Annotated in this window: 26 protein-coding genes and 1 pseudogene; 9 read left to right on the top strand and 18 right to left on the bottom strand. The window is 61.3% G+C overall.

Annotated features, from left to right (window positions below; translation table 11 throughout):
* Positions 1-12 precede the first annotated feature (12 nt).
* The 3 genes and pseudogenes from NKH91_RS03800 to NKH91_RS03790 all read left to right on the top strand — a co-directional run bounded on the left by NKH91_RS03800 (position 13) and on the right by NKH91_RS03790 (position 1,950).
* Entirely contained in the window at positions 13-624 is a 612-nt protein-coding gene (locus NKH91_RS03800; RefSeq protein WP_023717645.1) for a glutathione S-transferase, read from the top strand.
* Positions 564-1,255, top strand: a pseudogene (locus NKH91_RS03795) (uracil-DNA glycosylase family protein). The gene NKH91_RS03800 and the pseudogene NKH91_RS03795 overlap by 61 nt, the downstream one beginning before the upstream one ends.
* Positions 1,256-1,458: 203 nt before the next feature.
* Entirely contained in the window at positions 1,459-1,950 is a 492-nt protein-coding gene (locus NKH91_RS03790) for an Lrp/AsnC family transcriptional regulator (RefSeq protein ID WP_006333679.1), read from the top strand.
* A gap of 11 nt (positions 1,951-1,961) precedes the next feature.
* On the opposite strand, the gene NKH91_RS03785 is transcribed toward NKH91_RS03790, so the two are convergent.
* From NKH91_RS03785 to NKH91_RS03735, 11 genes are all read right to left on the bottom strand, one after another.
* Positions 1,962-2,534 (bottom strand): DUF3299 domain-containing protein, encoded by a 573-nt coding sequence (locus tag NKH91_RS03785; protein ID WP_023717643.1) that lies wholly within the window; start codon positions 2,532-2,534, stop codon positions 1,962-1,964.
* 61 nt (positions 2,535-2,595) lie between these two features.
* Positions 2,596-3,177 (bottom strand): GNAT family N-acetyltransferase, encoded by a 582-nt coding sequence (locus tag NKH91_RS03780; protein WP_352482601.1) that lies wholly within the window; start codon positions 3,175-3,177, stop codon positions 2,596-2,598.
* The gene (locus NKH91_RS03775; RefSeq protein WP_023717641.1) at positions 3,137-3,841 is read right to left on the bottom strand and encodes a DNA alkylation repair protein; all 705 of its coding nucleotides are present in this window, start codon (positions 3,839-3,841) and stop codon (positions 3,137-3,139) included. Before NKH91_RS03775 ends, NKH91_RS03780 begins: the two co-directional genes overlap by 41 nt.
* Positions 3,842-3,850: 9 nt before the next feature.
* Entirely contained in the window at positions 3,851-4,720 is an 870-nt protein-coding gene (locus NKH91_RS03770) for an NAD(P)-dependent oxidoreductase (protein WP_023717640.1), read from the bottom strand.
* Between the two features lie 64 nt (positions 4,721-4,784).
* Positions 4,785-5,612, bottom strand: a complete 828-nt coding sequence (locus NKH91_RS03765; protein WP_023717639.1) for an ABC transporter permease — start codon at positions 5,610-5,612, stop codon at positions 4,785-4,787.
* A complete protein-coding gene (locus NKH91_RS03760; RefSeq protein ID WP_023717638.1) occupies positions 5,609-6,322 on the bottom strand; it encodes an ABC transporter permease in 714 nt (237 codons plus the stop codon). The genes NKH91_RS03765 and NKH91_RS03760 overlap by 4 nt, the downstream gene beginning before the upstream one ends.
* Before the next feature lie 118 nt (positions 6,323-6,440).
* Positions 6,441-7,223: an ABC transporter substrate-binding protein gene (locus NKH91_RS03755; RefSeq protein WP_023717637.1), complete on the bottom strand. Its 783-nt coding sequence runs from the start codon at positions 7,221-7,223 to the stop codon at positions 6,441-6,443.
* 212 nt (positions 7,224-7,435) lie between these two features.
* Positions 7,436-7,945, bottom strand: a complete 510-nt coding sequence (mobB, locus tag NKH91_RS03750) for a molybdopterin-guanine dinucleotide biosynthesis protein B (RefSeq protein WP_023717636.1) — start codon at positions 7,943-7,945, stop codon at positions 7,436-7,438.
* Entirely contained in the window at positions 7,942-8,571 is a 630-nt protein-coding gene (gene mobA / locus NKH91_RS03745; protein ID WP_352482600.1) for a molybdenum cofactor guanylyltransferase MobA, read from the bottom strand. Before mobA ends, mobB begins: the two co-directional genes overlap by 4 nt.
* Positions 8,572-8,636: 65 nt before the next feature.
* Complete coding sequence (locus tag NKH91_RS03740; RefSeq protein WP_023717634.1) at positions 8,637-9,557, bottom strand: DMT family transporter; 921 nt, start codon at positions 9,555-9,557, stop codon at positions 8,637-8,639.
* A 121-nt stretch (positions 9,558-9,678) separates the two neighbouring features.
* Complete coding sequence (locus NKH91_RS03735; protein WP_023717633.1) at positions 9,679-10,035, bottom strand: hypothetical protein; 357 nt, start codon at positions 10,033-10,035, stop codon at positions 9,679-9,681.
* A 260-nt stretch (positions 10,036-10,295) separates the two neighbouring features.
* On the opposite strand from NKH91_RS03735, the gene NKH91_RS03730 reads away from it, so the two are divergent.
* A complete protein-coding gene (locus NKH91_RS03730; protein WP_031193573.1) occupies positions 10,296-10,958 on the top strand; it encodes a DUF1579 family protein in 663 nt (220 codons plus the stop codon).
* Positions 10,959-11,009: 51 nt separating this feature from the next.
* Here the strand turns inward: NKH91_RS03730 and NKH91_RS03725 are convergent, their stop codons facing one another.
* Complete coding sequence (locus NKH91_RS03725) at positions 11,010-11,432, bottom strand: hypothetical protein (RefSeq protein ID WP_352515825.1); 423 nt, start codon at positions 11,430-11,432, stop codon at positions 11,010-11,012.
* 109 nt (positions 11,433-11,541) lie between these two features.
* A complete protein-coding gene (gene moaA, locus NKH91_RS03720) occupies positions 11,542-12,537 on the bottom strand; it encodes a GTP 3',8-cyclase MoaA (RefSeq protein WP_352494639.1) in 996 nt (331 codons plus the stop codon).
* A gap of 198 nt (positions 12,538-12,735) precedes the next feature.
* Between moaA and NKH91_RS03715 the strand changes: the two genes are divergently transcribed.
* Positions 12,736-13,089 (top strand): gamma-butyrobetaine hydroxylase family protein, encoded by a 354-nt coding sequence (locus tag NKH91_RS03715; protein WP_023717628.1) that lies wholly within the window; start codon positions 12,736-12,738, stop codon positions 13,087-13,089.
* A gap of 23 nt (positions 13,090-13,112) precedes the next feature.
* Here the strand turns inward: NKH91_RS03715 and NKH91_RS03710 are convergent, their stop codons facing one another.
* A complete protein-coding gene (locus NKH91_RS03710; RefSeq protein ID WP_352494640.1) occupies positions 13,113-13,541 on the bottom strand; it encodes a nuclear transport factor 2 family protein in 429 nt (142 codons plus the stop codon).
* 149 nt (positions 13,542-13,690) lie between these two features.
* On the opposite strand from NKH91_RS03710, the gene NKH91_RS03705 reads away from it, so the two are divergent.
* Complete coding sequence (locus tag NKH91_RS03705) at positions 13,691-14,302, top strand: pyridoxamine 5'-phosphate oxidase family protein (protein WP_352858493.1); 612 nt, start codon at positions 13,691-13,693, stop codon at positions 14,300-14,302.
* A 44-nt stretch (positions 14,303-14,346) separates the two neighbouring features.
* Here the strand turns inward: NKH91_RS03705 and NKH91_RS03700 are convergent, their stop codons facing one another.
* Positions 14,347-14,799, bottom strand: a complete 453-nt coding sequence (locus NKH91_RS03700; RefSeq protein ID WP_352494642.1) for a MarR family winged helix-turn-helix transcriptional regulator — start codon at positions 14,797-14,799, stop codon at positions 14,347-14,349.
* 47 nt (positions 14,800-14,846) lie between these two features.
* Here NKH91_RS03700 and NKH91_RS03695 point away from each other — a divergent pair, with 47 nt between their 5' ends.
* The gene (locus NKH91_RS03695) at positions 14,847-15,755 is read left to right on the top strand and encodes an alpha/beta hydrolase (protein WP_352494643.1); all 909 of its coding nucleotides are present in this window, start codon (positions 14,847-14,849) and stop codon (positions 15,753-15,755) included.
* 34 nt (positions 15,756-15,789) lie between these two features.
* Here the strand turns inward: NKH91_RS03695 and NKH91_RS03690 are convergent, their stop codons facing one another.
* Entirely contained in the window at positions 15,790-16,404 is a 615-nt protein-coding gene (locus tag NKH91_RS03690; protein ID WP_352847908.1) for a TetR/AcrR family transcriptional regulator, read from the bottom strand.
* 98 nt (positions 16,405-16,502) lie between these two features.
* Between NKH91_RS03690 and NKH91_RS03685 the strand changes: the two genes are divergently transcribed.
* Positions 16,503-17,249, top strand: coding sequence for a 3-oxoacyl-ACP reductase family protein (locus NKH91_RS03685; RefSeq protein ID WP_352790022.1), 747 nt, complete (start codon positions 16,503-16,505; stop codon positions 17,247-17,249).
* Positions 17,250-17,470: 221 nt separating this feature from the next.
* Positions 17,471-19,372 (top strand): L,D-transpeptidase family protein, encoded by a 1,902-nt coding sequence (locus NKH91_RS03680; RefSeq protein WP_352847911.1) that lies wholly within the window; start codon positions 17,471-17,473, stop codon positions 19,370-19,372.
* 11 nt (positions 19,373-19,383) lie between these two features.
* On the opposite strand, the gene NKH91_RS03675 is transcribed toward NKH91_RS03680, so the two are convergent.
* Together NKH91_RS03675 and NKH91_RS03670 are read right to left on the bottom strand one after the other, a co-directional pair.
* The gene (locus NKH91_RS03675) at positions 19,384-19,860 is read right to left on the bottom strand and encodes a hypothetical protein (protein ID WP_023717620.1); all 477 of its coding nucleotides are present in this window, start codon (positions 19,858-19,860) and stop codon (positions 19,384-19,386) included.
* Positions 19,861-19,987: 127 nt separating this feature from the next.
* Positions 19,988-20,239 (bottom strand): PepSY domain-containing protein, encoded by a 252-nt coding sequence (locus NKH91_RS03670; protein WP_023717619.1) that lies wholly within the window; start codon positions 20,237-20,239, stop codon positions 19,988-19,990.
* Positions 20,240-20,417: the final 178 nt, after the last annotated feature.

The raw sequence follows: 20,417 nt of genomic DNA, 5'->3' as shown, positions 1-20,417 counted from the left end.
AGGAGGATAGAGATGAAGCTGTTCGACGGCGGGCGCGCGCCCAATCCACGTCGGGTTCGGATTTTCCTGGCTGAAAAGGGAGTTGAAGTTCCGCTGGTGCCGGTCGACATGGGTGCGCTGGAGCACAAAGAGCAGCCGGTCAGCTCGCGCAATCCGCTGAAGCGTCTGCCGGTGCTCGAACTCGACGATGGCACCATCATCACCGAGTCCGTCGCAATCTGCCGTTACTTCGAGGAACTGCACCCCGAGCCGGCTTTGTTCGGGCGTGGTGCGCTGGGCAAGGCAATCGTCGAGATGTGGCAAAGGCGCGTGGAGTTCAATCTGTTCGGCTGCGTCTCCGCGGCGTTCCGGCATATCCATCCCGCAATGAGGGAATGGGAGATCCCGCAAATCCCCGAATGGGGCGAGGCCAACAAGCCGAAGGCGATCGAATTCCTGAGATTTCTGGACACTGAGCTCGCCGGCAGGGAATTCGTCGCCGGCGATACCTATTCGATCGCCGACATCACCGGGCTGGTCGCCATCGACTTCATGAAGCCGGCTCGCATCAAGGTACCCGAAGAGTGCACCAACGTGCTGCGCTGGTATCGGGCAATCTCAAGCCGGCCGAGTGCCGCCGCCTGACAATGAGTTCCGAATGAGCGAAGAGTTGGAAGCCTTGGCAGCGAGGGTACGCGCCTGCCGCATCTGCGTCGATAAGCCGGCCGGCAGGCCATTGCCGCACCAGCCGCGTCCGGTGCTCAGGCCATCTTCGAGCGCCCGCATCCTGATCGCCAGCCAGGCGCCGGGTACCAAGGTCCACGTGTCAGGCATGCCGTTCACCGACGCCTCCGGCGACCGGCTGCGAAGCTGGCTCGGCGTCGGCAGCGAGGAATTCTATGACACGGACAAGTTTGCCATTGTGCCGATGGGCTTTTGCTTTCCGGGTCAGGACGCCAAGGGCGCCGACCTGCCGCCGCGCCGCGAATGTGCGCCGGCCTGGCGCGTATCGCTGATGGCGCTGATGCCGCAAGTCGATCTGGTGCTGACGATCGGCATCTACGCGCAAAGCTGGCATATGGGCGCGGCGCGCCGTCCCTCGCTGACAGAAACAGTCTTGGACTGGCGCGCCATCTGGGCGGCACCGACTGACCCGAAAGTCCTGCCGCTGCCGCACCCGTCCTGGCGCAACACCGGCTGGCTGAAGCGCAATCCATGGTTTGAAATGGATTTGCTGCCATTTCTAAGATCGGAAATCCGCTATCGCATCGGCTAGGCATTCAGCAAGAAATCACTCGCTTTCGCGCTATCCGACAGAATTTCTTTCTTGTAAAAGGCCATGACAAGAGGGAATATGGTAATCTATTCCGCGAAGCGCGCAGCGCATGAGGGGACGCGCTTTAAATTCTTGTTTTTATGCATATCGTTGTGCCAAAGCCGCTGCGCACTTTGGACGACTTGCATCAGGGGGAGCACCCAATGGACCGCCTCGATAGAAAAATCCTCCGCCTCCTGCAGGAGGATGCGACGCTTGCGGTCGCCGACGTCGCCAAGAAGGTCGGCCTGTCGACGACGCCGTGCTGGCGGCGCATCCAGAAGCTCGAGGAAGAGGGCGTCATCAAGCGGCGCGTCGCCATCCTCGACCATGAAAAGGTCAATGTGCGGGTCACGGTGTTTGTGTCGATCCGCACCAATTCGCACAGCCATGAATGGCTGCGGCGCTTTTCGGAGGTCATCCAGGAATTTCCCGAAGTGGTCGAATTCTACCGCATGAGCGGCGATGTCGACTATCTCTTGCGCGTCGTGGTGCCCGACATCGCCGCCTACGACGCCTTCTACAAGCGGCTGATCGCCAAGATCGAGATCCGCGACGTGTCGTCTTCCTTCGCCATGGAGCAGATCAAATACACCACCGAGATGCCGCTGGATTACATGGTGCTCGACAAGGAGTCCGGCGCCAACGCCGCTTGACATTCTTCTGCTTAGTTCTTCTTTTTGTTGAGGAAAGTCCAGGGCGAGTTGACCGGCAGCGTGATCGTGTCCGGCACGGTGTCGACGTTGACCACCTCGGCCTTGCGCACAGTGTAGCCCGACTGGATGACACTGACGCCGTCAAGGATGAAAAGCTGGCTCTTCTCCATGCCTGGCTCTAGTGCGCCAGTTATCGAAACCGGCTGGTAGGCCTCGGACATCCGGTAGGGTTGCGCAGGCGTAACGAGGACGATCTGGTTGGGCGGCGGCGTCGGCATATGGCTGCAGGCCCCTGTCCAGGGCACCAGCAGGAATTGATAGACGAGATCACCGTCGCGATCGACCGGCAGTGCGTAGCCCGCGAGCTGCACGGTCTGGTCCTGCAAATCGTGAGAGAGCGTTTCGCCATGATCCGGCATTTTGGCCGCGATCATTGGCAGTCCGACGCTTTCGGCGGCTGCCTGGGTCGCTGGGCGCAGATCCTTCCAGAAAATGTGCATGGTCCCAGCGGAAGCGCTTGCCGCGATGGCGGACGCCAACAAGGCAGTCGCCAAGACCGCGCCTGATTTAAAACGGTTGCTCATCGCTGCTCCGCTGTTGAGCCTTGATCTGCGGACATCAAGTAAAGCTGCCGCTGTCCACTGGTCAACGCTCAAGCCGCATCACATGCCGGCGCGAGCCGGCTATGCCAATCTCGCGAAAGCCACGGGCGACGAACATGCCGCGAAACCCCATGAAGCTGTAGCTCGGCGAAGCATCGTCGACCGGATAGGCTTCGATCATCCTGGCGCCTTTGGCAACGGCGTGATCGATGGCCGCGTCGAGCAATGCGCTTGCCAGCCCGCCACCGCGCAGCGCTCTCGGTACATAGAAGCAGACGATCGACCAGATGCCCATCTCGCTATCGTCCTGCTGCCGCGACAGCCTGCGGTAGGTCTCGCGCGGCGCGACCGAGCACCAGCCGACGGTCCGGCCATCGATCTGGGCGACAATGCCGACCGGCGTGCCAGCCTCGATCAGCGCCATCATCGCGCGTTTCTTCTCGTCGTTCTCGACATGCTCGCGGCGGTCGAGGTTGCGCCAGGCCATGCACCAGCAATATTTCGGCCCGCCGGGTTGCTCGAACAGGTTTTCGAAATCAGCGCGCGTCGATTGCGTCACCTCCGTGAAGCGCACTTTGCTCAGGTCAAGCTTTTCTGGCGGCGAGCCGTTCGAGCGTCTTGGCATCGGAAAGTTCCTTCACGGCGTCCTTGCCGATCCAGCGCGCAGTCCTGTCTGTCGAGGCCGCTAGTTTTTGCGCCAGGGCAAGGGCAGGGCCGTGCAAATTCATCGATCGTTTGCCGATCGAACGAAGCGCCCAGTTCACCGCCTTCTTCACAAAATTGCGGCCGTCGGTCGCATGCGCTTCGATGATCGACAGGAATTCGAGGAAGGTCGCCTCGGGTTCCTTCTTCCGGTGGACCACCGACCAAGCCATCATCGCAAACGCCGTGCGCCGAACGAATTCCCGTTCGTCGACCGCGAATTCGGCGATCAGTTCCCTCCAGCAATCCGTATCGACAAAGAGATCGGAGACCCCGTCGACGATATCCCACGAGTCGAAAGTCGCCGCCCATCGTCTTGCATCCGCGGCGGAGAACCGCTCTGGATCGGCGGTCACGGAGGCGATGAACTGCGCCTCCATGATGCCTGTCTGCCAAAGCTCGAAGGCACGGTCATGGTTGCGCTTGATCTTCTTGGCAATCTGCCGCTGCACGCCATGCGAGATACCGAGCGCACGTTCGATCTTGATGCCGTAGCGCAGCATGCCAAGGCGATTTTCCTCCGAGGCGATCGAGCGCAGATGAGCGACGATTTCGTCGGCGCTGGATTGAGGCGAAAGCTCGGCCACGGTGAAATCCTATTTCTCCAGCCGCGCCAGCAGCGAGGACGTGTCCCAGCGCTTGCCGCCCATCGCCTGCACGTCCTTGTAAAACTGGTCGACAAGTGCCGTCACCGGCAGTTTGGCGCCGTTGCGGTCGGCCTCGGCGAGGCAGATGCCAAGATCCTTGCGCATCCAGTCGACGGCGAAGCCGAAATCATATTTGCCGGCATTCATCGTCTTGTGGCGGTTCTCCATCTGCCAGGAACCGGCCGCGCCCTTGGAAATCACCTCGATCACCTTTTCGATGTCGAGCCCGGCCTGCTTGCCGAAATGGATACCTTCGGCCAGTCCCTGAACGAGGCCGGCAATGCAGATCTGGTTGATCATCTTGGTGAGCTGGCCAGCCCCTGCCGGTCCCATCAACCCGACCATGCGGGCATAAGCATCTATGACCGGCTTGGCCCTGTCGAAGGCGTCTGGCTCGCCGCCGACCATCACGGTCAGCACGCCGTTCTCAGCGCCTGCCTGACCGCCGGAGACCGGAGCGTCGAGGGACGAAAACCCGAGCGCTTGCGCCTGCTGCGCCAGTTCGCGCGCGACCTCGGCCGATGCCGTGGTGTTGTCGACGAAGATGGCGCCCTTCTTCACTGAATTGAAGGCGCCTCCGGCGCCGGTCGTCACCGAGCGCAGATCGTCGTCATTGCCGACGCAGGAAAAAACGAAGTCCTTGCCCTCGGCCGCCTCTGCCGGCGTCACGGCGAAGCTGCCGCCATGCTGGGCAACCCACTGCTCGGCCTTGGCCCTGGTGCGGTTGTAGACAGTGACGTCGTGACCGCCCTTGTTCTTGAGATGCCCGGCCATCGGATAACCCATGACGCCAAGACCGAGAAATGCCACCGAAGCCATGTTTTCGAATCCCTTAGAAACCTGCTTTGCGGCCTTCTTATCGGATCAGGCAAGGGGATGGGAGTCAGCGGTGCAGATGGATGGTGATACGCCGTTCGATCCACTCGACGCCGTGGCGCAATGTTTCGACGATGACCAGATAGATGATCGCCGCCCAGATATACGACTGAAAGTCGAAGGTGCGCGCATAAGTGAGCCGGGTGATGCCCATCAAATCGTAGACCGTGATGATGGCGACGATTGCCGAGCCCTTGATCATCAGGATGATCTCGTTGCCATAAGGGCGCAGCGCCACAATCAGCGCCTGCGGCAGGATGATTTTCCACATCGTCTGCAGTTTGTGCAGGCCGAGCGAGGCGGCACCTTCCCATTGGCCCCTTGGCACGCTCTCGATCGCGCCACGCAAAATCTCGGCCTGGTAGGCGGCCGTATTCAGCGAAAAGGCGAAGATCGCGCAGTTGAACGCTTCGCGGAAGAAGCCCCACAGGCCGACCATCTCGAGCTCCGGTCGGAAGGAGCCGACCCCGTAGTAGACCAGGAAGGTCTGCGCCAACAGCGGCGTGCCGCGAAAGAAATAGACATAGGCATAGGCGAACCCCGAAAGGATCGGATTGTTCGACATACGTGCATAGGCGATCGGCACCGACAGGATCGCACCAAGCACAATCGAGATGGCAACCAGCAGCAGGGTGATGCCAAGGCCGGATATGTAGCCGGGTGCATATTTCTGGAAGAACTCCGGGTTCCACGCAGTGACTAGGTAGACGACCACGCCAATGCCGAGAGCGATCCACAGGCCGACCAGGACATGGCCGAGGATGCGTTGGCGCGACCAGCCGCGTGCGGGCGGCGGCGGCCGGTCAACCTTCAGCGTGTCGGTGGCCAGGCTCATCTCTTGACCTCGCTGCCGCCAACCGCTCGTTCGATCGCATTGATGCCGAAGGAGGAGACGATCGCTAGCAGGAGATAGATCAGGCCGGCAAAACCGTAAAACAGGAAGGCGTGCTTGGTGACGCGAGCGGCAACCCCGCTCTGCCGGAGGATCTCGTTGAGGCCGACGGCCGAGACGAGCGCGGTGTCCTTGAGCAGGATCAGCCAAAGATTGGCAAGTCCGGGCAATGCGATGCGGATTAACTGCGGCAGTACGATCAGCCGCATCGTCTGGCCGCTGGACAAGCCAATCGAATAGCCTCCCTCATATTGCCCTTTTGGAATCGCGCGGAAGGCGGATAAAAACACCTCGCTGGAATAAGAGGAGAAGATGAAGCACAGCGCGATCATCCCGGCGACGAAGCTGTTGACGTCGGCCGATGTCCCGGGGCTCACCAGCCGGACAATGTATTGCAGGATTAATGGGATGCCGAAGAAGATCAGAAACAGCGTGAGCAGCTCGGGTATTCCGCGAAAGATCGTGGTGTAGATGTTCCCGGCCAGTCTCAGCGACGGCTCTTCCGACTGTTTGGCCAGCGCCACGAAAAAGCCGAGCGTCAGCCCGAAGGGCAGCGTGGCCAGCGCAAGACATACTGTGACAAACACACCCGCGGCGATGTCGTCGAGCCAGCCTTCGGGTCCCCAACTGAGAAGCGTCAGTGCGCTCTGCATCCGCCTGCCTGTTCTCCTTGAGGCTCGTTGAGACCCGTACCGCATCACCCCTCGTGCGCGGCATCCTTATAAGAACGGCGGGAATCTCCCGCCGTTCACGTTGTCCTATGTCGGTCGATCAGGACTCGCCGCCGTAAACGTCATATTTGAAGTATTTGTCGTTGATTTCCTTGTACTTTCCGTTTGCGCGGATCGCGTCGATCGCCGCATTGAACTGGTTGACCAGGTCGGTCTCGCCTTTGCGCACGGCAATGCCGGCGCCCGGACCGTGGATTTCGATGACGGGCTTGATTGTGCCGACCAGCTTGCAGCAGGCGCCGTCCGGCGAATCCAGCCATTGCTGCAGCACGACGATGTCGTCATTGGCGGCATCGAGCCGGCCATTGGCCAGATCGAGCTGGTATTCCTGCGCGGTCGGATACGGCTTGACGGTGCTGTCGGTGTAAGTCTTGGTCGAATAGTTGAAATGCGTGGTGGATGCCTGCACGCCGATCGTCTTGCCGGCCAAATCTTCCTTGGTGACACCCTTGATATCAGTGTCCTTAGGCGCGGCGATTGCCGGCGGCGTATTGTAATATTTGTGGGTGAAGTCGACCTTCTCGGCGCGTTCCGGGGTGATCGACATAGACGCGACAATGGCGTCGAACTTGCCTGCCTGAAGGGCTGGAATGATGCCGTCCCAGTCCTGCGCGACAAAAGTGCACTTCACCTTCATCTCGTCGCACAGTGCCTTGGCGATATCGATATCGAAGCCCACGAGCTGGCCGTCGGCGGTGAGGTTGTTGAATGGCGGATACGCTCCTTCGGTGCCGATCCTCAAGGTTTTTTCCTGGGCCTGGGCAACGCCAAGCGTCAGCAGCGCAGCCGATGCGGCGAGCGCGATACGCAGTGCAATACGCATAATGGTCCTCTCTGTTGGTCCCGGCCGTCGTTCCCGAACGGCTCTGTGGGCGGTGCTTTTGACCGCCCGCTGGCGCGATACTCCCATTCTTTCCCAAGAAAAAGCAACTGCAAAACCGCCGCTTGAGGGAAGGTCATGTTCAGAAAACGGTGACGCTGGGTCAAACGCCTAAATGGAGAGAAAGTGGCGGGAGGCTCCCCGCGGCCGCAATCTCAGCGCGTCAGGCCGGTGGCGCGTTCGATGAAGTCGGCTATCGAATTCGTGTCGTCGAGATCGAAGACCGGCAAGTCTTCGCCGACAATGGGAAAGTCGGAGGCGACGGCGATAATGTGTGGATCGCCTGCCGAGAGCGGTGTCCGGTCCTTGGCCTCGAGCCGTCGCGTCTCGATTTTCTTGTGCGCCTCGCGCTTGTAGCCCTCGACCAGCACGATGTCGGAGGGTGCCAGCCGTGACAGGATCGCCTCCAGCGTCGGCTCGTCCTCGCCACGCAATTCGTGCATCAGCGCCCAGCGCCTGCCCGACACGATCGCCACCTCCATCGCTCCCGCCTGGCGGTGGCGAAAGCTATCCGCTCCAGGTTTGTCGATGTCGAAATCATGATGGGCGTGTTTTACAGTCGACACTTTCCAGCTGCGCCGGACGAGTTCGGCGACCAGCTTTTCGGTCAATGTCGTCTTGCCGGAGTTCTTCCAGCCAGTGATGCCGAAGATACGTCTGTTCATGGCTCGATGCTCTGCAACAGATGCGCGGCCCGGGCAAGGTCGTCGGGAGTGTTGATGTTGAAGAAGGGATCGATCTCGGCCCCTCTGGATTTCAGGATGGGAAAATCCACTTCGACAAAACCGTGCCGGTCGATGAACGCCGAAACGCGCCGGTTGTCTTCCTCGACGAGAAATTGGCGCAAGGCCTGGTCGAGCCCCAGCGGCCAGAGCGCAAACGTCGGATGCCGTTTGCCGCCGGAACAGGCAACGGCGATCGAGCCCGGGCGTGCATAGGCTGCCGCGAGCAGCCGCTCGACCATATCCTTGGGCAGGAAAGGCGTATCGCCTGCAGCCGTGACCAGCGCCTGGCAAGTGGTGTCGGAAGCCCATTCGAGGCCGGTCAGGATCCCGGCAAGCGGCCCGGCATAACCCTTGACGGTGTCGGCAAGCACGGGAAGCCCCGTCGCGGCAAACCGTGCCGGATCGCCATTGGCGTTGAGCGCCAGCGGGCCGACCTGCGGGCCAAGGCGCGAAACGACACGGTCGAGCAGGGTCCCATCGCCAAGCGCAAGCAGCGTCTTGTCGCCGCCGCCCATCCGGCTCGACCGGCCGCCGGCCAGAATGATCCCTGCGATATCTCGGCCCATCGTTTGCTGCTAGACCCTATGACCAAAATCAAGTTTTCAAATCAGACGGTCGTCAACGGTCGCGCCTATATGCCGTCCGGCGCCATGTCCGGTCCAGCGCTTTCGGCAGCTGTCTTTCGCCGGCCGACGATCCGTTCGCGGTAGAGCGCATAGAGGCCTGAGGCGATGATGATCGTGGCACCGACGATCATCGGCAGATCGGGGACATCGCCGAAGATCGTGAAGCCAAGCAGGATCGACCAGAGCAGGGCGGTGTAGCGGAACGGCGCGATGAAGGAGATATCGCCCACCCGCATCGCCATGATGATGAACTGGTAGCCAATGAGCACGAGCACCGCCGCCAGCGCCAGGAATGCCGTGCTTTTTCCCGTCATCGGCGTCCAACCGCCCATCGGCGAAAGCAATGCTGCGCCCAGAACGGTCATGGCAAGAGCGGTGGCGGTCGACACCAGCAATGTCGGAATTGCCTGCGGAATCCGCTTGGTGGCGAGGTCGCGCACCGCGCAGCATGCCACGCTAGCCAGTGCCAGCAGAGAAAACATGCTGAACCCTTCGAAGCCCGGCCGCACAATGATCAGCACGCCGGCAAAACCGACGGCAATGGCCAGCCAGCGCCGCCAGCCGACGCCCTCGTTGAACACAAGCGCGGCGCCCATCGTCACAGCCAGCGGCAGCGCCTGCAGCACGGCGGACACATTGGCGATCGGAAGATGTGCCAGAGCAACCAGGAACGACACCGTGGCGCCGGCCTCGCTGGCGACGCGCAGCGCAACTGTCGGCTGCAGCATCGAGCCAGGCCGGGCAAGCGCGCCGCGTTGCCACGCAAGCAGGGCAACGAAAAGCGAAGCGAAGGCGCCGCGGATCAGCATGACCTGCGCCATGTTCATCGATTCCGACGAGAATTTGGTGATTGCATCGTTGAGGGTGAAGCCAATCATGGCCACCATCATGAACAACGCGCCGCGCAGATTTGGCGAAAGAGGCAAGGCGATTACCGGGTGAGTCCTGCAGCATGCGTCTAGCAGGCACCCGCAAAACAGCAACGTCAAAGGGCTGGGCCACAGCCTTTCTGTGGCCCGTGACATCTACCTCGCAAGAGCGGCAGGCTTATTTGCGCGTCAGCACCTCGGTGCCGTTGCCTTCCTTGCCGGCAATCGTCCACAGGCCATGCAGCGAGCCGTCTTCCTGCACCTTGTAGACGACAAGGCCAACCGCCTTGCCCATGACATAGCCGGCGGAGAAGGCATCGTCGTTGCGCATGCAGATGCCGTCCGAGGACGAGCCGCCTGTCTCCCAATGGATCGTGCAGGTAGTCTCGCTGGTCAGCGTGATCGTCGCGTCGCCACCATAGGACGATCCATCGAAGTTGGTGCCGGCCACGGCATAGGTGCCGCCGATCGACTGGGCCGCCGCGGGCAGGGCCGCGAAGCTGAGCAATGCAACAGAAAGAATGAGTTTGTGCATATCGTATTCCCCCACTGGGCGAAGAACCGCTCCAGAGCAGAGGCTAGGCCCGAACGGGCTTGCGGTAAATCCGGTAACCGTTTGCGGACAAGACCTTTTCTGGGTGTGATCCCGAAATGTGCCGTTCCAAAGGATGGGTTCGGAGGGCAAATCGATCACACTGCGGCTCGAGGAAAATTTTTCGACGAGATCAAATTTGCTCGGCAAGATTCACCAAATTGGTCATTGTAGGCTTCTGATCTTGTCTGGGGAGGTGGTCCATGATGAATGCACGAGGCAATGCGGACATGCTTGGCACAGGCAGCAGGCGGCACGTTTCGTCGGCTTCCCGGTTCTCTTCTGCACTGGCGGTTATCCTCATGGCGATGGCGCCTGCCTTCGCCGAGAACGGCGCTTCGGCGTCGGCAGTCGAACGGATGTCCACGCCGGGTCACGAAGCGGATGAACTCGCTCGCCGCGTCGGGAAATGGTCCGTCGTCAACACGATCTGGCCAACGCCCGGCGCCCAGCCGATTGTGATGACCGGGCTGGTGGCCGAGCGTACGATGATCGGCCCCTTCATGCAGGAGGTGATGCGACCGGCGCCCGGATCGAAAATCCCAGACTTCCAGCGGATAGCCTATTTGAGCTATGACCGCGTGGAGGGCCGCTGGAAGTATGTCTCGATGGATACCCGTTTCCCGGCAGGGATCATGCCCGCCTGGAGTTTTGGTGGCGAGGAGGACGGCAAGATTTCGCTGCTTTTCGAGCCGCTTGGTTTCGTCGGCTTCGGGCCCGAGGTCGAAGGGCGGTTCACTGCCTCCGATTTCGTCATTTCCAGGGACGGCGACAATCACGAAGTGGCCGAGCAGCATTTCCTTCAGGCCAATGGCAGCGGCAAGAAATGGCTTGCCGTACGATACGACTACACGCGTCAACCGTGACTCGTTAGCAAAAACAACGGGTTGCGAATATGTTCCGAGGTCGCCGGATGCTCACGGTCCCCTGAGGCTGCCGGCGATCGCTCCGATAAGCGGGTCGTATTTCGATTTCAAGGCTGGCGGATAGTCGATCCAGACCGTACGGATGACACCGTCTTTTCCGAACAGGCGGCGTTCGTAGAAGATGTTCTCGCCTTTGATGCCCGACAGCACCGCCCAGTCCTTGCCGGTCTTGCTGTAGGTAATCTTGTAGCCAGGTTCCTTGCTGCCCCTCTGGGCGGAGACGAAGGCTGTCGGAGTTTCATCATCGATATTGAGGATGCCTGAACAGATCAGGCTGGCGCCATCAGCCGTGAGCCATTGTTGTCCATCGCCATTGTCCGGCTCAGGCTGGCGAAGAGTGAAGATCTCATCCGGAAAGGTGCAGACGGTACCGAAGCGCTCGCTCGTATAGGTGAGTGGCGCGGCAACTGCCATGGTCCCCGCCATCACTCCGAAAAACGTCGGGATTGCAAAAAGCCGCTGCATGAGCCTTGCCTCGAAGCCGATGCCAAGGCGATTATTCTTGCACGAAATCGGTGACAAATCAGCCGCCGGTGACGCTCATATGCCGCGACACCGATGGGCGGTTGGTGCGGCGATCAATGATGAAGTCGTGGCCTTTCGGCTTGCGGCCGATTGCTTCGTCGATGGCGTCGGCGACCAGCTCGTTGCCTTCGGACGCACGCAGTGGTACGCGCAGGTCGGCTGCATCTTCCTGGCCGAGGCACATGTAAAGCGTGCCGGTGCAGGTCAGCCGGACCCGGTTGCAGCTTTCGCAGAAATTATGCGTCATCGGCGTGATGAAGCCGAGCCGCCCGCCGGTCTCGGCGACGTGGACATAGCGGGCCGGGCCACCGGTCTTATAGGGAATATCGCTCAGCGAGAACTGGCGCTCGAGTGCTGCGCGCAGCAGCGACAGCGGCAAATACTGGTCGGTGCGGTCGGCGTCGATCTCGCCCATCGGCATTGTTTCGATGACCGTCAGATCCATGCCGCGGCCATGCGCCCAGCGCAGCATTTCCGGCAATTCGGCGTCATTGAAGTCCTTCAAGGCCACCGCATTGAGTTTTACCTTCAGCCCCGCCGCCTGCGCCGCGTCGATGCCGTCCATGACCTTATCCAGATTGCCCCAGCGGGTGATCTGGCGGAATTTGTCGGCATCGAGGGTGTCGAGCGAGACGTTGATGCGTTTGACGCCGCAGTCGGCGAGCTCGGCGGCAAAGCGTGAAAGCTGCGATCCGTTGGTGGTCAGCGTCAGCTCTTCCAGCGCACCGCTCTCGAGATGCCGCGAAAGCTGGCGCACCAGATGCATGATGTTCTTGCGCACCAGCGGCTCACCGCCGGTAAGGCGGAGCTTGCGCACGCCCTTTTCGATGAAGACCGTGCAAAGCCGGTCGAGCTCTTCCAGCGACAGCAGGTCCTTCTTGGGCAGGAACGTCATGTCCTCGGCCATGCAATAGGTGCAGCGGAAATCGCAGCGGTCGGTGACCGACACGCGCAGGTAGGTGATCGTGCGACCGAAAGGATCGATCATATCCATGCTTATGCGCTTCCCGTGGCCGTGAACGGCTTCGTTATATATGGCTATGTGATGCGAGCCAACTTGCCATTCAAGATAGAAGCTCGCGATCTGCGGTAACATCCCGACGCCGACAGATCATGTCGGAAGTTCTGAAACGGCCTTTTCCCTCAACGCGAAGCGGCGTAGGGAAGGCTGTCTTCCGTAGGATCCACCAGCATGACAGCGCCAAAGGAACTCAGGGTCTCGAAGGACCGCAAGCTGCTTTCCGTCACCTTTCCGGGCCATCAGCCGTTCGAATTGCCAGCCGAGCTGCTGCGTGTTGCCTCGCCGTCGGCCGAGGTGCAGGGCCATTCGCCCGAACAGCGCGTCACCGTTCCCGGCAAGCGCAATGTAGCGATCCTTAAGATCGAGCCGGTCGGCAATTATGCCGTGCGCATCACCTTCGACGATTTCCACGACACCGGCATCTTCACCTGGAATTACCTGCATACGCTGGGTCATGAGAAGGATGCACGCTGGGCCGCCTATCTCGCCGAGCTGGAAGAGAAGGGGCTAAGCCGCGATCGTTGACTGATTCCCGCGGGACGCTCCGGTCAACGCAGCATCGCCAGTATCTCGCTGGTGTCGTGATAAAACGGCGTGCCTTCGATCAGCCGGTCATCCTTGAAGCGCAAGACTTCGGCAAACGGCTGTTTGATGGTTGCACCATTGGCCCGCGATGTCAGTGAAAGCGTGCAGCTCATGAACACCATGTCATCGTTTTGGGCGACCTGAAGGTCCTCCACCGCCACGTCGCTCCAGATTTCCCGCATCTTGCGGAAAAGGGCGCCAACGCCGTCGAGGCCGTTCCAGTCACCGGCATAGGGCAGGGAGCGAGGCTCATGCACGACAATCTCGACATGAAATGCGCTGGCAAGCATATCGAGGCTCTCCGAGCCTGATTGCAGGAAACGCATTTCAACATTGAACATGTTTTCAATAAGTTCCATGGCGGTGCGTCGCCGGCCGAGCGGTTTCTCCATTTTTGACCTCCGTTTCTGTCAGCACGAAAGCGGTTTGCGCTTGTTCGCGGTCCCTCGACACCCGTTTCCTGATGACCGACAAACGGGCATCGTGTCGTGAAAATGTCATGCGTCTGGAGTAGCGCCGGCAAAGGTTTGGAGACGAAAACATGTCCGTGATCACCAGCATCGAACAACTCGAAGCGCTCTATGGCCTGCCTCGCGAGGCGTCGGTGGTCAAGGAGCTCGACCAGCTGATTCCCGAATACGAAGCCTTCATCGAAGCTTCGCCGTTTGCTGCGCTCGCAACCTGCGGGCCTGAAGGGCTGGATTGCTCGCCGCGCGGCGATCTCGCCGGCTTCGTCCGCATCCACGATCCGAAAACGCTGATGATGCCGGACCGGCGCGGCAACAACCGTGCCGATTCGCTGAGGAACATCCTTCGCGATCCGCGCGTCGCGCTTCTGTTTCTGGTGCCGGGCTCCGGCACGACGCTGCGCGTCAATGGCCGCGCCCGCATCACCACCGATCCCGCGCTCTGCGCCTCGTTCGCAGTCGAGGGCAAGCCGGCGCGCTCGGTGACGGTCGTCGAGGTCGATGCGGTCTATTTCCAGTGCGCCCGCGCCATTCACCGGTCGGAACTGTGGAATCCGGCAAGGCATGTCGACCCAAGATCGCTGCCGACCGCCGGCCAAATCCTGGAAATCACCAGCCGCAAGAACATCGACGGCGAGGTCTACGACAGGGAATGGCCGGAGCGCGCGAAAAAATCGATGTGGTGAAGAAATTTGGTGGTGAGGGAATTTGGTGGTGAAGCACTGGGCCGTCAGGCGGTCTTCAACACCTCGGCAATCTTGCGCATCTGTTCGCCGATCATGTCGCATTGTTCCGGCGTCGACTGGCTCATCGCCTTTTCGATCAGCGTCATGTGGACCTTCAGGGCCTGCATCAGCAGTGCTTCGCCTGCCTCAGTCAACGTCAGCCGCAGCACGCGCTTGTCCTTCTCGTCGCTCTCGCGGCGCAGTAGGCCGCGGGTCTCCAGCTGCGGCAAAAGCATGGTGATGTTGGAGCGGCCGACCAGCAGGCGGCGAGCGAGGTCGTGCTGCGACATGCCGGGATGGCGGTAGAGGTTCATCAGCACGTCGAGCTGCGCCGGCTTCAGGTCGAGCGGCGCCAGCTTCACCGCCAAGGTGCGTTCCACCACGTGGCAGGCGCGCGCCACCGCAACCCAGTTGCGAAAACGCGGGTTGTCCCAGGGCAGGTCTTGCTTAATGTTCATGTTTGAACTATTATGTTCATGCTTGAACCAATGGATGGATCGCCACTATGGCATCATTTGGACTGAAGGTCATCCGCGGCACGTTCGGCGTGGCCGAGCATGTGGCGCCGCGACTCACCGGGCGCGCCGCATTCGAGCTGTTCTGCCGCACGCCGCACGAAAAGAGCTTGAGCCATGGTGAGCGCCGCGCAATCGATCGCGCCGCCGATTTCATGACCGAAGCGCGCCATCACCGGCTAAAGACCAGAACCGGCTGCGTCATGGTGCATGAATTCCGGCCCGAGCCGGGCAGGGCGGCTGCAGGCACCGTGCTCGTCATCCATGGCTGGCGTTCGCGTACCGAATACATGCGCACATTGATCGAAGCCTATCGCGATGCCGGCTACAAGGTGGTCTCGCTCGATTTGCCGGGCCACGGCCAGTCGCAGGGCCGCCGGCTGACCCTTGTCAGTGCGGTCGATGCAGCACGGGTTGCCGGCGAATGGTTCGGCCCATTTGCCGCCATCGCCGGCCATTCCTTTGGTGGTGCCGTCGCCGCCAATGCCGTCGCCGGTTCAATCAGAAATATCCCGCCGTTGACGGCCGGGCGGCTGGTGCTAATCGCTGCGCCGAGCTCGCTTCCTGCGATCTTTGCCGATTTCAGCCGCATGCTGAATGTCGGCTCGCGCTCGCAGGTCGCCATGGCCGACCGGGTCGAGCGCATCGCCGGCCGGCCGCTGCACGAATTCACCGGTGACCGCCAACTGGCAAGCACGCCGCTGCCGACGCTGGTGATCCACGCGCCGGACGACCGCGAAGTGTCCGCCGATCATGCAAGGCTCTACGCGCGTGCCGGCGACCATGTGCGGCTGTACTGGGCCGACGGGCTCGGCCACCGCCGTATTCTCGCGGACAAGGGTGTGGTGGAGCGTGCCGTTGGTTTCGTTGCCGGCAGGCTGGAGCCTTCTCTGCAGTGACCTGAATATCGTTCTTGTCAGCCGGTTTCGACCGTCACGCCGCCCCGGTGCTGGCCATCGCTATCCAAGCTGCCATCGCCCCGGCCACCGTCGCCAGAAGAGCCGAGCGCGACGCGCCGTCGCGCGCCTGGATCGACATGCCGTGCTGTACGGTCGCATAGAAGGTCGCGGCCGTACCGCAGTCGAAATCGGCCGGCAACTCCCCCTCGGCCACGCCACGCTCGAGGCGTCTCAGCAAGGCTTCGCGGTTTTCGGCACGGCGACGGCGCAGATCATCGCAGATGGCGCCGCGGCTCGAGTCCTGGTGCAATGCGCCGAGCGCGATAAGGCAGCCTTGCGGACGGCCGGTCTGCGAATAGGCCCTGGCCGTCTGGCGCAGGAATCGCTCGACCGCCTGGCGTGCGGTCGGCGCCTTTTCCAGCGCAGACCAGATATCGGTGCCTTCCACCTGCGTGTAAAGCTCGGTCGCCTCGAGGAACAGCGCTTCCTTGCTGCCAAAGGCTGCGTAGAGGCTGGGTGAGTTGATGCCCATTGCAGCGGTCAGGTCGCTTATCGACGCGCCCTCATAACCCTTGGCCCAAAACACTTCCATTGCCCGCCGCAAGGCGGCGGTTCGATCGAAGGTGCGGGGGCGGCCTCGTTCCGGCATGGTGTGCTTTCTGTGTTGATCGATACATAATTCAGTTGACGTGGTTCAGCAAGGCTGGCAGATATTTATGTATCAATCACTACAAAATGGAGAAGCAAATGTCATCCAGGAGCTTGAACGGCAAGGCCGCCCTCGTCACCGGCGGCAGCCGCGGCATTGGTGCGGCGATCGCACGAAGGCTCGCGGCCGACGGCGCGGGCGTGGCGATCACCTATGTGAATGGCGAGGAACGGGCGCGTTCGGTGGTCGGGGCAATCGAGGCGGCCGGCGGCCGGGCCTTCGCCATCAAGGCCGACAATCGCGATGCTGCCGCGATCGAGGCGGCAGTCAATGAGGCGGTAAAAGCCTTCGGACGGCTCGATATCCTCGTCAACAGCGCCGGCATCTGGCGCGCTGCGCCGATCGATGCCCTGTCGCTTGCCGACTTCGATGAGACAATGGAGGTCAACCTCAGAGCCCCGTTCGTCGCCGCCAAGGCAGCAGCGGCGCATATGGGCGAGGGTGGCCGAATCATCTCGATCGGCAGCAACCTGGCCGAGCGTGCCACCGATGCCGGCCTGAGCGCCTATTCGGCCAGCAAGGCTGCCTTGGTTGGCCTGACCAAGGCCTTTGCACGCGATCTCGGTCCGCGCGGCATCACCGCCAATGTCGTCCATCCGGGGTCGACGGATACCGACATGAATCCAGCAGGCGGCCCGCACGCCGAGCATCAGCGCCAGAAGATGGCGACGCCTCGCTTCGGCACGGCCGACGAGATCGCCGGCATGGTCGCCTGGCTTGCCGGCCCCGAAGGGCGCTTCGTGACAGGCGCGGCATTGACCATCGACGGCGGCGCCAACGCTTGAGGCTTGGCTCGCGGGCACTACCATTGGTCGGGGGCGAAGGCGGATTGGCTTGACCCGTCACGATGTTGTGAAACCGTTCTGCAACAGACGTTCCGAAATTTATGGAAGCTTAACGAAATCAGTATGAATCAGTATAGTCACGCCTTACATCCGCCATGCGGTGGGCGAGACCGTGAAAGCGGTGCGGAACGGGATCCGGGTTCAACCGGAGCGGGTGATCCATGAAACTCCTTGAAAACAAAGCCACCGTGCTGCCGTTTGCGGTGGCCGCGGCAATGCTGGCCTTCGGCGCGCCGCAGGCTGAAGCACAAGGGTTCTTCGACATGCTTTTCGGCGGCGGCGTCAAACACGCACCGCCGAAAGGTAACTTTCCCCCGCCACCGTCAAAATACAAGCCGAGGCCCAAGGCGCCGGCCGCTTCCGGTGGTGGCGGTGGTGGTGCGCAAATCAGCAGCCCGTCCTATTACACCTACAAGAGCGATCCGCTGGTGCGCGTCGATTTTTCGGCACTGTCGGCAGCGCCTGAACCGGCAACGCCGCAGGATGCTGCGTTCGAGCCGGCGGCCACCGGGGCTGCATTCCGCGAAGCCATTGCCGGGCTCGACGGCTATGACCTCTATGCCGAGAAGGACATCGCCAAGGCGTTGATCGCCTACTACTCAGCCAATCCGGATTTCATCTGGGTGACGGGAACCAGTCCCAGCAGCCGTGCGCAGGATGCGGTGCGGGTGCTGGGCGAAGCCGCGAGCTACGGCCTGACGCCCTTCGACTACACCGTCGAAATTCCGGCAGCAGGCACATCGGCGGGCGATGCCGATGAACGCCTGAAAGAGCTGGTCCGCTTCGAGATGGCGCTGTCGGCACGCGTCCTGCGCTACGCCCGTGACGCACAAAGCGGCCGCGTCGATCCCAACCGCATGACCGGCTACTACGATTTTCCGCCGAAGCCGCTCGACATGGAAGGGGTGCTGAAGACGCTGGCCCATACCCAGCAAGCTCGCACCTACCTCGAATCGCGGCATCCACAGAACGCCGAGTATCAGGCGCTGCGCGTCGAACTGGAAGCGCTCCAGGCCAGCGCCGAAGACGAAATCACCATCGATCCCAATCTGCTGCTGAAGCCGGGGCAGACCAGCCCTGAACTGCCGAAGCTTTTGACAAAGATCGCGCGCAATCTCGATGACGAGATGGGCGGCGCCTATGGCGAGGTCCTGGCGAGGCTCGCCATCAGCGAGGTCTACGATCCGGAGCTGGTGCCGGTGATCAAGGCGGTGCAGAAACGGGCCGGCATGAAAGGCGACGGCGTCATCGGCCCACGTACCGTTGCATCGTTGGCCGGAACGTCCAAGGCCGACAAGGTTCAGAAGGTTCGGGTCGCGCTCGAAGAGTTGCGCTGGCTGCCTTCCGACCTCGGCAGCCCGCGTGTCTTCATCAACCAGCCGGCTTTCACCGCGAGCTATATCGACGATGGCGAGGAGAAGCTGAAGACCCGCGCCGTCGTCGGCAGGCCCACCAACCAGACTGCTTTCTTCTATGACCAGATCGAGCAGGTCGACTTCCATCCCTATTGGGGCGTGCCGCAGTCGATCCTGGTCAATGAGATGCTGCCGCGGCTGCGCCGGGATCCGGGCTATCTCGACCGCGCGGGCTATGAGGTGGTCAATGCGCGCGGTAAGCGCATTCCCTCCTCCTCGGTCAATTGGGGCGCCTATGGCGCGAAGATACCCTACGGCGTGCGCCAGCTGCCGAGCGAGGCCAATGCGCTGGGCGAGTTGAAGATATTGTTCCCCAACAAGCACGCCATCTACATGCATGACACGCCGCAGAAGTCGTTTTTCCAGCGCGACATGCGCGCGCTCAGCCATGGCTGCGTGCGCTTGCAGGATCCGCGCGGTATGGCGGCTGCCGTGCTCGGCACCTCGGTCGACTACATCGAGGACAGACTGAAGCTCGGACATTCGACCGAAGACGTGACACGCAAGATCCCGGTCTATGTCGCCTATTTCACCGCATGGCCGGACCTGTCCGGCAATGTCGAATATTTCAACGACGTATACGGCCGCGACACAAGGCTGCAGCAGGCGCTCGACAGCACGGAAGCGGTGCGTTCGCCGGCAAGCTGAGGAATGCGGGTCTAGCGCTGAAAGAGCGGACGCCGGAAGCCGGCCTCGCGCCCGGCGATCAGCCAATAAACCAGGCCGGCGACAACGCCTGCCGCTGCAATAATACCGACATCGGCCCAGCGCTCCGGGTTCGTATCGTCTGGTACACTGGGCCAGATCAGGGCGAAGCCGCCAACCGCAGCCGCGGCGCCGAAGATCATATGCAGCCAAAAACTGCGCAGCGAGAAAAACTCGGCAATCAGTGCGAAGATCAGCGTCTGCAGGGCAGTCAGCACGATCGTCAGAAAATAGATGAACATGCCGAGCGGCGGCAACAGCAGCACCGCAACGGGGCTGACACCCATGACGTCGAAATAATTCGGCGCATTTGGCAGCGAGCTCAGCCCGCCATAGATCGCCGCCACCGCGATCAGCCCAACCAGTACCGCTATGAAATAACCCGCGAGCATCATCAGAAAGCGTTTCAATACGTGCTTTACCGTCGCCATGCCCACCCCCGCGCGCAATGATAGCACCCAGTCAGCCATCAAAGTCATATCTGCGCAAGGGTGTGCCGAAGGCCCGGGACCTTCGAGGCGCGCCATTTTTTAGAATCTGGACCGTTGGCGGACAGCTTCATTTCGGCGCGGCTGTCACCGGATCATAGGTGATTTCGACTTTGGCCTTGTCGTTCGTGTAATAAATGACGGTGTAGGCGCCGCTGTCCCAATCGATTTCCTTGATGTAGCGGAAGTCGTCGCGCTGCTCGACTTTGGCAATGATTTCCGACAGCTTCTTGGCATTCTGCGCCGGCACCGGATTTTCGTCAGCCGCAAAGGCCGATCCGCCGACAAGCAGCACGGCGGCCGCCAAAACAAGTCTGGACATGGCTTTCCCTCACATCTCGATCACCAGAAACTCGTTTCCATACAGGTTTGTTCCGGGATCGCGGAGCGTTGCGCTACAACGAGGCGCCGTCCGTACCTGATCTATGGCCGCCGAAAGAACAAGGCGACTGCTTAAAATCATGATGCGTCGCCTCAACATCGCGGCCATAACAGTGCCG

Source organism: Mesorhizobium sp. M0894, from assembly GCF_040319725.1.
GTDB lineage: Bacteria > Pseudomonadota > Alphaproteobacteria > Rhizobiales > Rhizobiaceae > Mesorhizobium.
The sequence above is the reverse complement of the archived record's forward strand: the minus strand, read 5'-3'. Positions and strand labels throughout refer to the sequence as shown.

Coding starts and splice junctions, on each gene's coding strand:
- NKH91_RS03800 (WP_023717645.1), top strand. CDS start 13: ATGAAGCTGTTCGACGGCGGGCGCGCGCCCAATCCACGTCGGGTTCGG.
- NKH91_RS03790 (WP_006333679.1), top strand. CDS start 1,459: ATGGACCGCCTCGATAGAAAAATCCTCCGCCTCCTGCAGGAGGATGCG.
- NKH91_RS03785 (WP_023717643.1), bottom strand. CDS start 2,534: ATGAGCAACCGTTTTAAATCAGGCGCGGTCTTGGCGACTGCCTTGTTG.
- NKH91_RS03780 (WP_352482601.1), bottom strand. CDS start 3,177: ATGCCAAGACGCTCGAACGGCTCGCCGCCAGAAAAGCTTGACCTGAGC.
- NKH91_RS03770 (WP_023717640.1), bottom strand. CDS start 4,720: ATGGCTTCGGTGGCATTTCTCGGTCTTGGCGTCATGGGTTATCCGATG.
- NKH91_RS03765 (WP_023717639.1), bottom strand. CDS start 5,612: ATGAGCCTGGCCACCGACACGCTGAAGGTTGACCGGCCGCCGCCGCCC.
- NKH91_RS03760 (WP_023717638.1), bottom strand. CDS start 6,322: ATGCAGAGCGCACTGACGCTTCTCAGTTGGGGACCCGAAGGCTGGCTC.
- NKH91_RS03755 (WP_023717637.1), bottom strand. CDS start 7,223: ATGCGTATTGCACTGCGTATCGCGCTCGCCGCATCGGCTGCGCTGCTG.
- mobB (WP_023717636.1), bottom strand. CDS start 7,945: ATGAACAGACGTATCTTCGGCATCACTGGCTGGAAGAACTCCGGCAAG.
- mobA (WP_352482600.1), bottom strand. CDS start 8,571: ATGGGCCGAGATATCGCAGGGATCATTCTGGCCGGCGGCCGGTCGAGC.
- NKH91_RS03735 (WP_023717633.1), bottom strand. CDS start 10,035: ATGCACAAACTCATTCTTTCTGTTGCATTGCTCAGCTTCGCGGCCCTG.
- NKH91_RS03730 (WP_031193573.1), top strand. CDS start 10,296: ATGATGAATGCACGAGGCAATGCGGACATGCTTGGCACAGGCAGCAGG.
- NKH91_RS03725 (WP_352515825.1), bottom strand. CDS start 11,432: ATGGCAGTTGCCGCGCCACTCACCTATACGAGCGAGCGCTTCGGTACC.
- moaA (WP_352494639.1), bottom strand. CDS start 12,537: ATGGATATGATCGATCCTTTCGGTCGCACGATCACCTACCTGCGCGTG.
- NKH91_RS03715 (WP_023717628.1), top strand. CDS start 12,736: ATGACAGCGCCAAAGGAACTCAGGGTCTCGAAGGACCGCAAGCTGCTT.
- NKH91_RS03710 (WP_352494640.1), bottom strand. CDS start 13,541: ATGGAGAAACCGCTCGGCCGGCGACGCACCGCCATGGAACTTATTGAA.
- NKH91_RS03705 (WP_352858493.1), top strand. CDS start 13,691: ATGTCCGTGATCACCAGCATCGAACAACTCGAAGCGCTCTATGGCCTG.
- NKH91_RS03700 (WP_352494642.1), bottom strand. CDS start 14,799: ATGAACATTAAGCAAGACCTGCCCTGGGACAACCCGCGTTTTCGCAAC.
- NKH91_RS03695 (WP_352494643.1), top strand. CDS start 14,847: ATGGCATCATTTGGACTGAAGGTCATCCGCGGCACGTTCGGCGTGGCC.
- NKH91_RS03690 (WP_352847908.1), bottom strand. CDS start 16,404: ATGCCGGAACGAGGCCGCCCCCGCACCTTCGATCGAACCGCCGCCTTG.
- NKH91_RS03685 (WP_352790022.1), top strand. CDS start 16,503: ATGTCATCCAGGAGCTTGAACGGCAAGGCCGCCCTCGTCACCGGCGGC.
- NKH91_RS03680 (WP_352847911.1), top strand. CDS start 17,471: ATGAAACTCCTTGAAAACAAAGCCACCGTGCTGCCGTTTGCGGTGGCC.
- NKH91_RS03675 (WP_023717620.1), bottom strand. CDS start 19,860: ATGGCGACGGTAAAGCACGTATTGAAACGCTTTCTGATGATGCTCGCG.
- NKH91_RS03670 (WP_023717619.1), bottom strand. CDS start 20,239: ATGTCCAGACTTGTTTTGGCGGCCGCCGTGCTGCTTGTCGGCGGATCG.